The sequence below is a fragment of the Alishewanella agri BL06 genome (assembly GCF_000272005.1).
GTDB classification, from domain to species: Bacteria; Pseudomonadota; Gammaproteobacteria; order Enterobacterales; family Alteromonadaceae; genus Alishewanella; species Alishewanella agri.
On record NZ_AKKU01000015.1, the window covers coordinates 168,180 to 181,609 of the forward strand.

The following is a 13,430-nucleotide window of genomic DNA, read 5'->3' on the forward strand; positions in this document are numbered from 1 at the left end:
GCGGGTTTTTCATCAGGGATGCGCTGCTTTGATGAAAGCAGTCTATAACGCGACTTTTATTGCGTGAAGTGATATATTTTCAATACTGTATTTCACATTCTGCAATAAAGATGGATATTCGTAGCGCACAACTGTTTTTACATCTGGCCAGCAGCCTGAATTATGCCCGTACCAGCGAGCAGATGTTTGTTAGCCCTTCCACCCTAACCCGGGTGATCCAACGGCTGGAAGAAGAGCTCGGCAGCAGCCTATTTGAACGCGATAACCGAACGGTGAAACTGACCACGGCAGGCAACCGCTTTCAACGCTTTGTAAGGCTGTGGCTGGATGAATGGCATCAGTTGCAACTGGATTTACAGCTAGCCAGCAGCGAGCTTAGCGGTACCTTAAGGATTTACTGTACCGTTACCGCCAGCTATAGCCATCTGCCGGCGCTGCTGGATAAATTTCGCCTGCACTGCCCAAAGGCAGAAATTCAGCTGAGTACCGGTGATGCGGCGCAGGCTATTGACCGCATTAAGCAGGATGAAGCCGATGTTGCTATCGCCGCCCGCCCTGAGCAGCTGCCAACTACCATGTACTTTCAAAGCATTGCTAGCCTGCCGGTGCGGTTGATTGCACCTGTGATCCCGTGCCGGGTTAATGATTTACTGGCCGGTGCAGAGGTAAACTGGAATGAGATACCGCTGATCCTGCCCGAGCATGGTCCGGCGCGCAGTCGTTTTGACCGTTGGCTGAAAGACTGCAATATTAATCCGGCTGTGGTGGCCAAGGTTGATGGCCACGAAGCCCTGGTCTCGATGGTGGCATTAGGCAGCGGTGTCAGCATAGTGCCGGATCCGGTGTTGCAGCATAGCCCGGTAAAAGAGCGGGTTCGGGTGTTGGAACATCAATATCCGTTTCAGCCGTTTGACCTGGGGATCTGTATGCTGGCAAAGCGGCAGCAGGAACCGCTGATAAAAAGCTTTTGGCAGCTGGCGCAAAAAAGCTGACAGCCAATGTTGGTCACACCGGCATCGCGCCAACTTTGCAGCAGCTAAAACAAGATTGGAAATACCTAACAGGATAAGATGCATAAAGCCGGGAAACCCGGCTTTATTGACTTACATTACTTCACAACTTTCAGGTGGCTGCCACGCCCTGGCTTAGGCGGCTCTGGCGGCAAGTCTTCCGGCGCCGCATCAGAAACAAAATCCTGATCATCCTCTTCGTCTTCTTCCAACGTAAAGACGGTACCGGCGCCGTTTTCACGGGCGTAGATTGCCAGTACTGCTTTTACCGGAATAGACAGTGCAAAAGGTTGCCCCCCAAAACGGGCATTAAAGGTGACTAAATCATTCCCCAACTGCAAATTGCCAATAGCGGAAGGCAAAATATTCAGCACAATCTGGCCATTCTGGACAAATTGCTGCGGTACCTTTACCGCCGGATAGGTTGCATCAACCACCAGATAGGGTGTGCATTTGTTATCGACTATCCAGTCATAAAAGGCCCGTAACAAATAAGGGCGGTTGGCTGTCATCTTTTGCATCAGAGCGGGATCCCCTTACGGATTTCGCGCTCAGCATCAGTCAACGATGCTTGAAAGGCATCACGCTCAAAAATCCGGTTCATATAGGCCTTTAGCTGTTTGCTGCCAGTACCGTTTAGCTCTATGCCCAGTAACGGCAAGCGCCACAGCAGAGCAGCCATATAGCAGTCGACTAAACCAAATTCCTCACTCATAAAGAAAGGCGCTTCGCTGAACAGTGGCGCAATCGATAATAGGCCTTCTTTTAACTCCTGGCGGGCAATCGCCGCTTCGTCGTCACCCTGCAGAATTTTCTCTGCGAGGCTGTACCAGTCATGCTTGATGCGGTACATCATTAAGCGAGCCTGGCCACGGGCAACCGGATATACCGGCATTAAAGGTGGATGCGGAAAGCGCTCGTCCAGATACTCCATAATAATATCGGCTTGATACAGCGCCAACTCACGATCCAACAGCGTCGGCAAACTGCCGTATGGGTTTACTTCATAGAGATCTTCCGGCACGTTGTCCGGTGTTACCTGAAGAATATCAACCGTGACGCCTTTCTCCGCTAACACAATGCGGACCTGATGGCTGAACATATCATCAACAGCTGAAAATAATGTCATCACAGGGCGTTTATTGGCAATGATCGCCATCTATTCCTCCGGTTCAGTTAAAACGGCAAAGGGGGCACTAGGGCCCCCGAAAAATAACTTATTTTAAATCAGCTGATTAATGAACATCTTTCCAATATTCTTTCTTCAGCAGGTACGCCAGCACGAAGAAGATTAACAGGAAGATCAATACCTTGATCCCCAGTGAATGCGATTCCAGCTTGCTTGGCTCACCGGTATAGACCATATAGTTTACCAGATCGGCTACTGCACGGTCATATTCTTCCGGGCTTAATTCACCTGAACCATCGGTACGGATACCGACATAAACTTCTTTGGACTCACCATCTACCAGGCGGGTTTCATAAGCCTGATAAGGTACACCCTGTAACTCTTGCAGTACGTGTGGCATACCGACTAACGGGAATACTTTGTTATTGACGCCAAAGGGCCGGCTGTCATCAACATAGAAGGTCCGTAAGTAAGTATATAACCAGTCTGCACCACGTACCCGGGCTACGTTGGTCAAATCCGGAGGTAAAACACCAAAGGAATTGGCCGCGTAATCGGCAGGCATCGAGTTGGTGATATGATCACCCACTTTTTCACCGGTAAACATCAGGTTTTCCATGCCGATATCGTCCGGAATACCTAAATCTTTAAAAGTACGTGAGTAACGTTGATACTGCATCTGGTGACAGCCCAGACAATAGTTCTGGAACAGCTTGGCACCATTTTGCAGTGACGCCTTGTCGTGCAGATCAATCGGCGCCTTGTCCAGTGGAATGCTCGGGCCGGCTGCCATTGCCAGCGACGACGCTAACAATGCAACAGCTGAAAGTAACTTTTTCATCATCAGGTTAACCTCACTGGCAGTGGTTTGGTTTTCTCATTTTTACTGTATAACCACAGCAAACCGAAGAACGCGAAGTAAGTGAATGAGAAGATTTGTGACAGTAACGCATAGGTTGGCGTTGCTGGTAACACGCCCAGTACACCTAATACAACGAAACTGATACAGAACATCACCAGGTTCCAGCGGTGCAGTTCACAACGGTAACGCACAGAACGCACCTTGCCACGGTCAATCCACGGTAATAACGCCAGCGCAATTATCGCAGCAAACATCGCAATAGCACCCAATAATGGATCCGGAATTGCCCGTAAGATGGCGTAGAACGGTGTGAAATACCAAACCGGCGCAATATGGTCTGGGGTCTTCATCGGGTTAGCAATTTCAAAGTTTGGTGGCTCAAGGAAGAAACCGCCGCCCTCAGGTACGAAGAAGATCACAAAGGCAAAGACTAACAGGAAGCCGGCCACACCGACTAAATCTTTTACTGTGTAGTACGGGTGGAATGGAATGGCATCCACAATCACCTTTTTACCGCCACGGGTGAAATATTGATGGAAGGTAAATTTCTTATCGGCCTCAGTCAGCTCAACGCTACCGTCGTTATCGCGTTTAATGTCGATACCATCCGGATTGTTCGAACCCACTTCATGCAGCGCCATAATGTGCAGGAATACCAGAATCACCAGCACCAGCGGCAGGGCAATAACGTGCAGTGCAAAGAAACGGTTTAAGGTAGCACCAGAGATAACATAGTCACCACGGATCCACAGTGTTAAATCATCACCGATAAAGGGGATAACACCGAAGATCGAGATAATTACCTGCGCGCCCCAGAACGACATCTGCCCCCAAGGCAACATATAACCCATAAAGGCTTCAGCCATCAGCACCAGGAAAATCAGCATACCGAAAATCCACAGCAGTTCGCGTGGTTTCTGGTAAGAACCGTACATCATGCCGCGCAGCATATGCAGATATACAACAACAAAGAAGGCAGAAGCACCGGTAGAGTGCATATAGCGCAGCAACCAGCCGTATTCGACATCACGCATGATGTATTCGATAGAGGCAAAAGCGCCTTCAGCTGAAGGCTCATAGCTCATCGTCAGCCAAATACCGGTAACGATTTGGTTTACCAGCACTAACATCGCCAAAGAGCCGAAGAAATACCAGAAGTTAAAGTTTTTTGGTGCCGGATACTGCATGACATGCAGATTCATCTTATCCGTAAAGGGTAAGCGGTACTCAATCCAGCTCATCAGATTTTTAAACATCAGACGGCCCCTTCATCTTCACCGATCAGCACGGTGTTATCATCGATAAACATATAAGGCGGGATGACCAGGTTGGATGGTGCCGGTACGTTTTGAAATACCCGGCCGGCCATATCAAAGCGCGAACCATGACACGGACAGAAGAAACCAGAGCGGATACCTTCAACCTGAGCGGCGAAATCACTTGGCAGATAAGTCGGTGAACAACCCAGATGGGTACAAATGCCTACTGCGACAAAGATTTCCGGTTTAATCGAACGGTGACGATTTTGGGCATAACCGGGTTGTTGCGGCTCTTCAGAGCCTGGATCACGTAACCGGTTTTCGGTATCAGCCAGCTGGGCCAGCATTTCCTCAGTCCGTTTTACAATCCACACCGGGCGACCACGCCACTCAACACGGATTAACTGCCCGTCTTCGAGTTTGCTGATGTCTGCACTAACAGCAGCACCGGCTTGCTTGGCCCTTTCACTCGGATTCCAGGACGCAATAAAGGGCACAGCAGCTCCTATGGCACCAACGCCCCCCACAACAGAGGTTGCGATGGTTAGGAAGCGACGGCGACCATGATCTACAGGCGCATTGCTCATCCACTCATCTCCACATTGAAACGCTTAAATGATTAAAAATTAAGCGGCTGAAATTCAGCAATTATTATAATTACAAAAATATTGACGATCATAATGAAAAGCCTTGCATTGCACAAGGATTAAGGCAGCCGAAAGCCTAATATCTTAGTCTGATTTTCGTTACAGTGCCGCGGAAAAATGATGCAAGCGAAAATTGCAGGTCAAAAAAAAGCCCGGTAAAACCGGGCCTTTGGCAATACTGTGCAGCTTAACGCTTCGAGTACTGTGGACGCTTACGTGCTTTACGCAGACCCACTTTCTTACGTTCAACCTGACGAGCATCACGGGTTACGAAACCGGCTTTACGCAGAGCTGGACGCAGTGACTCGTCAAACTCCATCAGCGCACGGGTAATACCGTGACGGATAGCGCCAGCCTGACCAGAAATACCACCACCTTTAACAGTGATGTACAGGTCAAACTTTTCTACCATCTCAACCAGTTCTAACGGCTGTCTAACTACCATGCAGGCAGTTTCACGGCCGAAGTACTCTTTCAGGCCACGTTGGTTAACAACGATATTACCTGAACCAGCTTTTAAGAAGACACGGGCCGTTGAGCTTTTACGACGACCAGTTCCGTAGTATTGATTCTGTGCCATGTTATGCTCCGATTAAATATCTAAAACTTGCGGTTGCTGAGCAGCATGTTGATGCTCTGCGCCAGCGTAAACTTTTAACTTACGGAACATAGCGCGACCCAGTGGGCCTTTTGGCAACATACCTTTGATAGCTGACTCCAGCACCATTTCAGGTTTTTTGGCGATCAGTTTCTCGAAGTTGATTTCCTTGATACCACCTGGGAAACCGGTATGCGAGTAATACATTTTAGCCTGGGCTTTGTTACCAGTAACAGCCACTTTTTCAGCATTGATCACGATGATGTAATCACCGGTATCAACGTGCGGCGTGTATTCCGGCTTGTGCTTGCCGCGTAAACGTGATGCGATTTCAGTTGCGATACGACCTAAAGTTTTGCCGTTTGCATCAACAACGTACCAGTCGCGTTTTACGCTTTCTGGCTTTGCAGTAAAAGTTTTCATTAAACTCATTCCAAAATAACTAAAGTTACACCTGACAAAGTGCAGGGCTGATGCACAGTGTCGTTATCGCACCCCTTCGAATGCAAAAACTGCCGGGCTAACGGCAGTATAAAGGCTGTAACGTTGGCCGGGCGCGGATTATATCTTAAACAATTGCAGAAATCAGCAGTCTTCGCTGAAAAATTTTTTAGGGTAAATGCTCACTTGCCAGATAGTCATGTGACTGCATTTCCTGCAGACGGCTGATACAACGTTTGAACTCAAAACTGAGTAAACCGCCCTGATACAGCTGCTCCAGCGGAACCGCAGCCGAAATGATTAACTTAACGTGCCGCTCGTAAAACTCGTCGACCAGCGCAATAAAGCGCCGTGCAACATCGTCGTTATGCTGGCCCATCGCCTGCACACCTGATAACAACACTGTATGATATAGCTTACTCAGCTCCATATAGTCGTATTGGCTGCGGGCAGTTTCACACAGCTCATAAAAGCTGAACCAAACGATACCATCGGCTTCGGCTTGCGTTTGTAACTTACGGTTGGCCACTTTAATGCTGATCTTATGCTGACGCGGCTCGACCGACAGCGCCAGAAAATACTGCTCCAGGTTCTTATCCGCTTGCTCGTCCAGCGGATAGTGGTAAATCTCCGCTTGCTCCAGCGTCCGTAGCCGGTAATCGATGCCGCTGTCGACATTCACCACCTTGGTGTAGCGTTTTATCAGTTCAATTGCCGGCAAAAAGCGGGCACGCTGCAAGCCATTCCGATATAAACCATCCGGTTCAATGTTGGAAGTGGCAACTAAGGTGATGCCTCGGGCAAATAGCGCTTGCATCAGGGTGCCCAGAATCATCGCATCGGTAATGTCGGAGACAAAAAACTCATCAAAACAAATAATGTCGGTTTGCGCTTTAAAATTATCCGCCACTTTTTCCAGCGGATCACTGACGCCCTTCAGCTGCTTTAACTCTTCATGTACCCGGTGCATAAAACGGTGGAAATGCACGCGCAGCTTGCGGTTGCCAGGCAGACATTCATAAAAGGTATCGACCAGATAGGTTTTCCCGCGCCCCACACCACCCCAGAAGTATAAGCCGAGCAAGGGCTGCGGCGATACCACTTTACCGCTTAACCGTTGCCATAAACTGGGTTTATGCTGCGGGCGTTTAATGTAATCGTCAAACAAGCGCTGCAGCTGTTTAACAGCATCTTCCTGGGCAGCGTCATAGTGAAAGTCAGCACGTTTGAGGTCTTGCTGATATTTTTCCAGTGGTGTCATAAGCTTTTACTTGAAACTCTGCTGGTTAACCTCGAATTAAGGTTCATAATATTAACATGCCTTACCACCTTGCATAAGAAGTTAGGGTAGACTAAGCGCAGTTTTTCATTTGAAGGAGTTAACATGGACTTTTCGATGTCTCTGGTATGGTTTGTCGTTGGCTTGGTGGTTGGTGCCGTAATCAGCCGTTTGATTAGTATTAAGCAGTTTAGCCAAAGTAAGCTGCAGCTGGAACTAGACGAAAGCCGTAAACAGCTCTCGCAATACCGGCAGGATGTGTCCGAACATCTGGAAACCACCAACCAATTGATGACTCAGCTGCAGGACAATTACGCCCGCATTGCCAAACATGTACAGCAATCGAAAATGCAGTTAGTCGAGCAGCCGGTCAGTCAGCGCGACGAAATTAATTTCTTTTCGGAAGATACCAGCCGTCAGCTTAAGCAATCTCTGCATCAATTAGACGAACGCCGTCGCCAGCACTCAGTACCAGACCAGCAGCCACGGGATTATTCCGGCGAAGCCAGCGGTCTGATTAAAGAACGCCCGCGTAAAGAGGATTAACAAAGGCTTACAATTTTTCGGCGCGCCAATTCAGAACTTTTTTTTCTTTATTAGCTCTTAGTCACACGCTTGTATAAGGAGACTATTACGCGATGAATAAAAAACTTTCTTTGCTTAGCGCTGCAGTGTTAGCAGCCATGATGTTAGCTCCAGCCGCCCCGGTGCAGGCGGGCTTGCCATTTTTTAGTAACAATAATCAGCAGGAAATGCCATCCCTGGCGCCGATGCTGGAAAACGCTACGCCGGCTGTAGTTTATATTTCTGTGGCCGGCAGTCGTGAAGTACGGCAGCGGGTGCCGGAAGCCTTCCGGCAGTTTTTTGGCCAGCGCGGCCCGGGTGAACTGCGCGAAGAGCGTCCGTTTCGCGGTTTGGGCTCTGGCGTCATTATTGACGCCGCCAAGGGCTATATCGTTACCAATAACCATGTGGTGCAGGATGCCACCGAAATCCAGGTACGGTTAAAAGATGGCCGTACTTTTAGCGCGAAAAAACTTGGCGCCGATCCGGATAGTGATATTGCCCTGCTGCAAATCGAAGCTAAAGATTTGGTACAGTTGCCTTTAGCCGACTCAGACAAGCTTAGAGTGGGCGATTATGCTATCGCCATTGGTAACCCTTTTGGGCTGGAGCAAACTGTCACCTCCGGTATTATCAGCTCATTGGGTCGCAGCGGCCTGAATAGCGGCGAAGCCTTTGAAGACTTTATTCAAACCGATGCGGCCATTAACAGCGGCAACTCTGGTGGCGCCTTGGTGAATTTGCGCGGTGAGCTGATCGGTATCAATACCGCTATTCTGGGGCCGAATGGCGGTAATATTGGTATTGGCTTTGCCATTCCCAGCAATATGATGAAAAACCTGGTGGATCAGATTGTCGAGTTCGGTGAAGTGCGCCGCGGTAGTCTGGGCGTACGCGGTAATGACGTTAACGCTGAACTGACCAAAGCACTGAACCTTAATGTTAGCCGTGGCGCCTTTGTTGGCGAAGTATTACCAGATAGTGCTGCCGCTAAAGCCGGTCTGCAATCCGGTGATGTCATTGTCAGCATGAACGGTAACCGTATTCAAAGCTTTAACGAACTGCGCGCGAAGATTGCAACACTGGGCGCAGGCCGCGAGGCTACGCTGGGTGTGCTGCGCGATGGCAAGGAGCGCAATATTAAAGTGCAACTACAGGAAGCCACTGGCAGTCAGGTTGCCGCTACCGAGTTACATCCGATGTTACGGGGTGCAACGCTAAACAACACAGACCGCGGTATCGAAGTGACTGAGGTCGAGGCTAACTCTGGGGCGGCGATGCTTGGCTTGCGCCAGGGCGATCTGATTGTTGGCGTTAACCGTCAGCGCGTCAGTAACCTGAATGAGCTGCGCCGTTTGCTGGAGCAACGCGACGGTGGTGTTGCGGCGCTTAATATTCAGCGTGGCGATACATTGCTCTATATCCTGATCCGTTAAGATCCTACCGGGCAACAGTAGCTTAGCGCTACTGTCTGCCCGCGTTTAATGCTATGCTTGCGCAATCCGTTCTGCTATAGAATCAGCATAGTGCGCACTGTCTTGTTGTTTACGCTAAAAAGTATTGCTTATGGCCTGGCTTTGGCTTTTGTTCTGGTATGGTTTTTTCCTAACCTTACCGGCGTGACTTTACCTTTTGCGCCCAATAGCGCCGAAGAGCAAACACCCGCCCCGGTGTCTTACAACAGAGCAGTGCGTCGTGCCGGCCCGGCGGTAGTGAACGTCTATACCCGCAGCCGCATCGTCGATCCCCGCTCATTACGCCCGCGCACTATTGAGCGGCAGGAGTTAGGCTCTGGCGTCATTATGTCTGCCGAGGGCTATATCCTGACCAATTATCACGTGGTCTATGGCGCTGAACATATCGAAGTCGCACTGCAGGATGGCCGTTGGTTAGAAGCCGTGCTGATTGGCCAGGATGAACTCTCTGATCTGGCAGTATTGTATGTGCAAGCCGATAACTTACCGGTGATTCCACAAGATCCGGCTATTGAACCTCAGGTCGGTGACTTAGTGCTGGCGATTGGTAACCCGTTAAATCTCGGACAAACCATTACCCAGGGCATTATCAGTGCTAACGGTAACACCGGGCTGAGTTCCCGCGGTTATCCCGACTTTATGCGAATGGATGCTGCCATTAATAAAGGTAATTCCGGCGGCGCTTTAGTTAATAGCAATGGCGTACTGGTCGGCATTAATGCGGCCGCGTTCCAGGTGCAGAATCAGGATATTCAGGGCATTTTCTTTGCTGTACCTTATCAGCTTGCCCGAAATATTATGCAAAAGCTGATTAAATACGGTCGGGTCACGCGCAGCTATCTGGGCGTGTCCGGTGAAGCGGTGGTTAATGCCGCCGGCGATCGCCTCTTTTCTACCGGACAAGCCCTGTATGGTTTATTGCTGACCGAGGTTGTCGCCGGCGGGCCTGCCGCTATCGCCGGCTTACAGAGTGGCGATATTATTCTGGAGATCGCTGGCCAGCAATTTAGCGATATGCAACAAGCAATGAATTTTATCGCTGAAACCGCACCCGATACTGAACTGCCCATTACTATCGATCGCAGCGGCCAACGGCTGACCATCCCCACTATAGTGCGCGAACAACGCCGGCGTTAAGCTTGTCATTGCAGTGAGCAAAAATAAACCCAGCACTGTGGCTGGGTTTATTGTGTGGTGAGTTTAAACTAGGCGTTGATACGCTGGATATGCGCACCCAAGCCCTGCAATTTATGCTCAATCTGCTCATAACCGCGGTCGATATGATAAATACGGTCAACAACTGTGGTGCCTTGCGCCACTAAACCCGCAATGACCAGACTGGCCGACGCCCTTAAGTCGGTCGCCATCACCTGCGCCGCATTTAACGACGGGCTGTGCTGACACACTGCCGTATTACCCTCTAACCGAATGCGGGCGCCCATCCGTTGTAACTCAGGCACATGCATAAAGCGGTTTTCAAAGATAGTTTCAGTCACCACACCAACACCTTCTGCTACCACATTCAGTACGGTGAACTGTGCCTGCATATCGGTCGGAAAGCCGGGATGGGGTACGGTTTTTACATCAACCGACAGCAATTGACGGCCTGTCATATTCAGGCGGATCCAATCTTCACCCGTTGTAACCTCGGCACCGGCTTCGCGCAGTTTTTCCAGCACGACTTCTAAATCGGCTGGCGCGGCGTTACGGCAGATAATATCGCCTTTAGTCACTGCAGCAGCAACCAGGAAAGTACCGGTTTCAATCCGGTCTGGCAGCACTTTGTGCGTACCACCATGTAATGCCGGTACGCCTTCAATCACTAAGGTGTCGGTACCAGCGCCACTGATTTTAGCACCATGGCTGTTCAGATAGACCGCCAGATCAACGACTTCCGGCTCACGTGCGGCGTTTTCGATAATGGTTTTACCGTCAGCCAACACCGCGGCCATCATCAGATTCTCGGTACCCGTTACGCTGACCATATCCATCACGATATGGGCGCCTTTCAGACGACTGGCGCGGGCTTTGATATAGCCGTTTTCTACCGAAATTTCTGCGCCCATTTTGCGCAGGCCATCGATATGTAAATTTACCGGCCGGGCACCAATGGCGCAACCACCCGGTAAGGACACTTCTGCTTGTCCAAAGCGGGTTAACAGCGGTCCAAGCGCCAGAATGGAGGCGCGCATGGTTTTCACCAGCTCGTAAGGTGCAAACTGATTAGTGATCTGACTGGCGTCCACCTTTACCACATCGGCTTCGTGCGATACGGTGGCACCGAACAGCTGTAATAACTTCAGCGTAGTTTCAATATCTTTTAAACGCGGAACATTACTAATCGTTGTTGGTTGTTCAGCGAGCAAGGCAGCAAATAAAATTGGCAGCGCAGCATTTTTGGCACCCGAAATAACCACCTCACCTTGCAGTGGGCCGTTGGCTGTAACTAGGAACTGTTGCATAAAAAGTCTCAGAGCGGTGGGTTTAACAATTTTTCTCTGCGCCATTGTTCTGGCGTAAAGGTTTTAATGCTGAGCGCATGGATACTGCCGTCGGCAATCGCCTGCATCAGCGGCGCGTACACCATTTGTTGCTGTTTAACCCGACTAACATCAGCAAAACAGCTGCCTACCGCTGTTACTGCGTAGTGGGAACCATCAGCTTTTACATAAACTTCGGACAGCTGCAGCTGCTCTGTTAGCAGCTGCTCTATCTGTTGTAGATCCATAACTACACCTTAATCGATTATGGGCAAAATCGCAGTTACGGCACTCACATTGGCAAGGGACAAGAGCTGAGCCGGAACATGCTGGATTTCAATTTGCAAATTCATTGTTCTGGCTCGCGCTACTTGTTCGATCAGCCAGGCTAACCCGGCTGAGTCTACATTGGTTAGGGCGGAGAAATCAAAGGTTACCTTGCCAGAGAGCTTATTTAACAATGTAAAAGGTGAATACATCATTAACGTGTCCCGATTAAGCTCGCCTTTAAATTCCAACCGCTGTTGTTGCTGAGTTATGCTTAATGACACAACTTACTCCGATGCCCGGGCGGGATCCTGTTCAGGGATCTTAACTGGCTCTTTGGCTTTTTCCTGCAGCAACGCCGTTACCCGCTCCAACCCCTGTTGCCGGATCAGATTACTCAGCTCAGCCCGTTTACTGTCCAGCAAAGAAATACCTTCGGCGATCATATCAATCACCAGCCAGGTTTCCGCATTGCGTGGCCGGCGTAATTTAAAATCAATCACGATGTCAGGTTTGCCCGGATCAACAACGCGGGTTCTGATGGTGAAAATTTGCTGATTACCCACCGGCTGCGACGGCTCAATAATCACCTTCTGCTCTTTGTAGTAGGTTAAAGCACCGGCATAAGAGCCGATCATATACTGCTCAAAAGCTTTGACGAAGGCATTAAAAGCTTCCGGATTCTGGCGGATATCAACCGCCCGGCCCACTACAGTGCCAGCCGCATAACGGCTATCGACGTAAGGCAATAGCTCTTCGACCACGATCACCCGCAGATGCTCTAAATCTTGCTGGATCAGTGGCTGGTCTGCTTTGATCCGGCTAAAGGTTTTATCCGCTACTGTCTCAATCAACTTGTAGGGATCGGTATAGGTTTCCGTAGCTTGCGCAGGTAATACCATGGTTGCAGCCAACAATAAGGCCGCACCGCATTTACGAATCAGATGTTTCATCAATTCCCCCGATTAAATAAAAACTGGCCAATCAGCTCTTCCAATACTATTGCAGAGCGGGTGTCTTCAATCATGTCGCCTTCCCGTAACATCTGTACCGTATCATCGACGAAGCCTGGCAGCAGGCCGACATATTGTTCCCCTAACAAACCTGAAGTCAGGATGGCAACCGAACTGGTCTCCGGAAAGTTATTGTATTCGGTGTTAATATCCAACGTTACCACTGGGGTATAAGTCACGCGATCCAGCTCGATAGCACTGACCCGGCCAACAATAACGCCGCCGACTTTTACCGGTGAACGCACTTTCAAACCACCGATATTGTCAAACTTGGCATACAACTTATAACTTTGTGACGCGCCACCGAAACCGGTATCCGCCACCCGAAGTGCCAGTAATAAAAAGGCAGCAAACGCCAAAACGATAAAGCCACCTACTAAGATTTCTAATTTACGCGTGGTCATTT

The 13,430-nt window shown here is 49.7% G+C and carries 17 protein-coding genes; 4 read left to right on the top strand and 13 right to left on the bottom strand.

Annotated features, from left to right (window positions below):
- The first annotated feature begins 110 nt into the window (after positions 1 to 110).
- Positions 111 to 992, top strand: a complete 882-nt coding sequence (gene ilvY / locus AGRI_RS08815) for an HTH-type transcriptional activator IlvY (RefSeq protein WP_008984603.1) — start codon at positions 111 to 113, stop codon at positions 990 to 992.
- Positions 993 to 1,108: 116 nt separating this feature from the next.
- On the opposite strand, the gene AGRI_RS08820 is transcribed toward ilvY, so the two are convergent.
- The 8 genes from AGRI_RS08820 to zapE all read right to left on the bottom strand — a co-directional run bounded on the left by AGRI_RS08820 (position 1,109) and on the right by zapE (position 7,207).
- On the bottom strand, positions 1,109 to 1,522 hold the full coding sequence (locus AGRI_RS08820) for a ClpXP protease specificity-enhancing factor (RefSeq protein ID WP_040291758.1): 414 nt from the start codon (positions 1,520 to 1,522) through the stop codon (positions 1,109 to 1,111).
- Between the two features lie 8 nt (positions 1,523 to 1,530).
- Complete coding sequence (gene sspA / locus AGRI_RS08825) at positions 1,531 to 2,169, bottom strand: stringent starvation protein SspA (RefSeq protein ID WP_008984605.1); 639 nt, start codon at positions 2,167 to 2,169, stop codon at positions 1,531 to 1,533.
- A 76-nt stretch (positions 2,170 to 2,245) separates the two neighbouring features.
- Positions 2,246 to 2,980: a cytochrome c1 gene (locus AGRI_RS08830; RefSeq protein ID WP_008984606.1), complete on the bottom strand. Its 735-nt coding sequence runs from the start codon at positions 2,978 to 2,980 to the stop codon at positions 2,246 to 2,248.
- 2 nt (positions 2,981 to 2,982) lie between these two features.
- On the bottom strand, positions 2,983 to 4,257 hold the full coding sequence (locus AGRI_RS08835; RefSeq protein ID WP_008984607.1) for a cytochrome b: 1,275 nt from the start codon (positions 4,255 to 4,257) through the stop codon (positions 2,983 to 2,985).
- Complete coding sequence (gene petA, locus AGRI_RS08840; protein ID WP_008984608.1) at positions 4,257 to 4,847, bottom strand: ubiquinol-cytochrome c reductase iron-sulfur subunit; 591 nt, start codon at positions 4,845 to 4,847, stop codon at positions 4,257 to 4,259. Before petA ends, AGRI_RS08835 begins: the two co-directional genes overlap by 1 nt.
- Positions 4,848 to 5,094: 247 nt before the next feature.
- Entirely contained in the window at positions 5,095 to 5,487 is a 393-nt protein-coding gene (rpsI, locus tag AGRI_RS08845; protein WP_008984609.1) for a 30S ribosomal protein S9, read from the bottom strand.
- A 12-nt stretch (positions 5,488 to 5,499) separates the two neighbouring features.
- Positions 5,500 to 5,928, bottom strand: a complete 429-nt coding sequence (rplM, locus tag AGRI_RS08850) for a 50S ribosomal protein L13 (RefSeq protein WP_008984610.1) — start codon at positions 5,926 to 5,928, stop codon at positions 5,500 to 5,502.
- Between the two features lie 187 nt (positions 5,929 to 6,115).
- A complete protein-coding gene (zapE, locus tag AGRI_RS08855; protein ID WP_008984611.1) occupies positions 6,116 to 7,207 on the bottom strand; it encodes a cell division protein ZapE in 1,092 nt (363 codons plus the stop codon).
- Positions 7,208 to 7,330: 123 nt separating this feature from the next.
- On the opposite strand from zapE, the gene AGRI_RS08860 reads away from it, so the two are divergent.
- From AGRI_RS08860 to AGRI_RS08870, 3 genes are all read left to right on the top strand, one after another.
- A complete protein-coding gene (locus tag AGRI_RS08860; protein ID WP_008984612.1) occupies positions 7,331 to 7,771 on the top strand; it encodes a Z-ring associated ZapG family protein in 441 nt (146 codons plus the stop codon).
- Positions 7,772 to 7,863: 92 nt separating this feature from the next.
- Positions 7,864 to 9,225, top strand: a complete 1,362-nt coding sequence (locus AGRI_RS08865; protein WP_008984613.1) for a Do family serine endopeptidase — start codon at positions 7,864 to 7,866, stop codon at positions 9,223 to 9,225.
- 90 nt (positions 9,226 to 9,315) lie between these two features.
- Positions 9,316 to 10,401, top strand: coding sequence for a trypsin-like peptidase domain-containing protein (locus tag AGRI_RS08870; protein WP_008984614.1), 1,086 nt, complete (start codon positions 9,316 to 9,318; stop codon positions 10,399 to 10,401).
- Positions 10,402 to 10,469: 68 nt separating this feature from the next.
- On the opposite strand, the gene murA is transcribed toward AGRI_RS08870, so the two are convergent.
- From murA to mlaD, 5 genes are read right to left on the bottom strand one after another with little or no spacing between them, the layout of a single operon-like run.
- Complete coding sequence (murA, locus tag AGRI_RS08875) at positions 10,470 to 11,726, bottom strand: UDP-N-acetylglucosamine 1-carboxyvinyltransferase (RefSeq protein ID WP_008984615.1); 1,257 nt, start codon at positions 11,724 to 11,726, stop codon at positions 10,470 to 10,472.
- Between the two features lie 8 nt (positions 11,727 to 11,734).
- Positions 11,735 to 11,992 carry a BolA family protein gene (locus AGRI_RS08880; RefSeq protein WP_008984616.1) on the bottom strand — a complete coding sequence of 86 codons (258 nt, stop codon included), beginning with the start codon at positions 11,990 to 11,992 and terminating at the stop codon, positions 11,735 to 11,737.
- Positions 11,993 to 12,001: 9 nt separating this feature from the next.
- The gene (locus tag AGRI_RS08885; RefSeq protein ID WP_008984617.1) at positions 12,002 to 12,295 is read right to left on the bottom strand and encodes an STAS domain-containing protein; all 294 of its coding nucleotides are present in this window, start codon (positions 12,293 to 12,295) and stop codon (positions 12,002 to 12,004) included.
- Positions 12,296 to 12,298: 3 nt separating this feature from the next.
- Positions 12,299 to 12,964 (bottom strand): MlaC/ttg2D family ABC transporter substrate-binding protein, encoded by a 666-nt coding sequence (locus tag AGRI_RS08890; RefSeq protein WP_008984618.1) that lies wholly within the window; start codon positions 12,962 to 12,964, stop codon positions 12,299 to 12,301.
- Complete coding sequence (gene mlaD, locus AGRI_RS08895; RefSeq protein ID WP_008984619.1) at positions 12,964 to 13,428, bottom strand: outer membrane lipid asymmetry maintenance protein MlaD; 465 nt, start codon at positions 13,426 to 13,428, stop codon at positions 12,964 to 12,966. Before mlaD ends, AGRI_RS08890 begins: the two co-directional genes overlap by 1 nt.
- Positions 13,429 to 13,430: the final 2 nt, after the last annotated feature.

Coding starts and splice junctions, on each gene's coding strand:
- ilvY (WP_008984603.1), top strand. CDS start 111: ATGGATATTCGTAGCGCACAACTGTTTTTACATCTGGCCAGCAGCCTG.
- AGRI_RS08820 (WP_040291758.1), bottom strand. CDS start 1,522: ATGACAGCCAACCGCCCTTATTTGTTACGGGCCTTTTATGACTGGATA.
- sspA (WP_008984605.1), bottom strand. CDS start 2,169: ATGGCGATCATTGCCAATAAACGCCCTGTGATGACATTATTTTCAGCT.
- AGRI_RS08830 (WP_008984606.1), bottom strand. CDS start 2,980: ATGAAAAAGTTACTTTCAGCTGTTGCATTGTTAGCGTCGTCGCTGGCA.
- AGRI_RS08835 (WP_008984607.1), bottom strand. CDS start 4,257: ATGTTTAAAAATCTGATGAGCTGGATTGAGTACCGCTTACCCTTTACG.
- petA (WP_008984608.1), bottom strand. CDS start 4,847: ATGAGCAATGCGCCTGTAGATCATGGTCGCCGTCGCTTCCTAACCATC.
- rpsI (WP_008984609.1), bottom strand. CDS start 5,487: ATGGCACAGAATCAATACTACGGAACTGGTCGTCGTAAAAGCTCAACG.
- rplM (WP_008984610.1), bottom strand. CDS start 5,928: ATGAAAACTTTTACTGCAAAGCCAGAAAGCGTAAAACGCGACTGGTAC.
- zapE (WP_008984611.1), bottom strand. CDS start 7,207: ATGACACCACTGGAAAAATATCAGCAAGACCTCAAACGTGCTGACTTT.
- AGRI_RS08860 (WP_008984612.1), top strand. CDS start 7,331: ATGGACTTTTCGATGTCTCTGGTATGGTTTGTCGTTGGCTTGGTGGTT.
- AGRI_RS08865 (WP_008984613.1), top strand. CDS start 7,864: ATGAATAAAAAACTTTCTTTGCTTAGCGCTGCAGTGTTAGCAGCCATG.
- murA (WP_008984615.1), bottom strand. CDS start 11,726: ATGCAACAGTTCCTAGTTACAGCCAACGGCCCACTGCAAGGTGAGGTG.
- AGRI_RS08880 (WP_008984616.1), bottom strand. CDS start 11,992: ATGGATCTACAACAGATAGAGCAGCTGCTAACAGAGCAGCTGCAGCTG.
- AGRI_RS08890 (WP_008984618.1), bottom strand. CDS start 12,964: ATGAAACATCTGATTCGTAAATGCGGTGCGGCCTTATTGTTGGCTGCA.
- mlaD (WP_008984619.1), bottom strand. CDS start 13,428: ATGACCACGCGTAAATTAGAAATCTTAGTAGGTGGCTTTATCGTTTTG.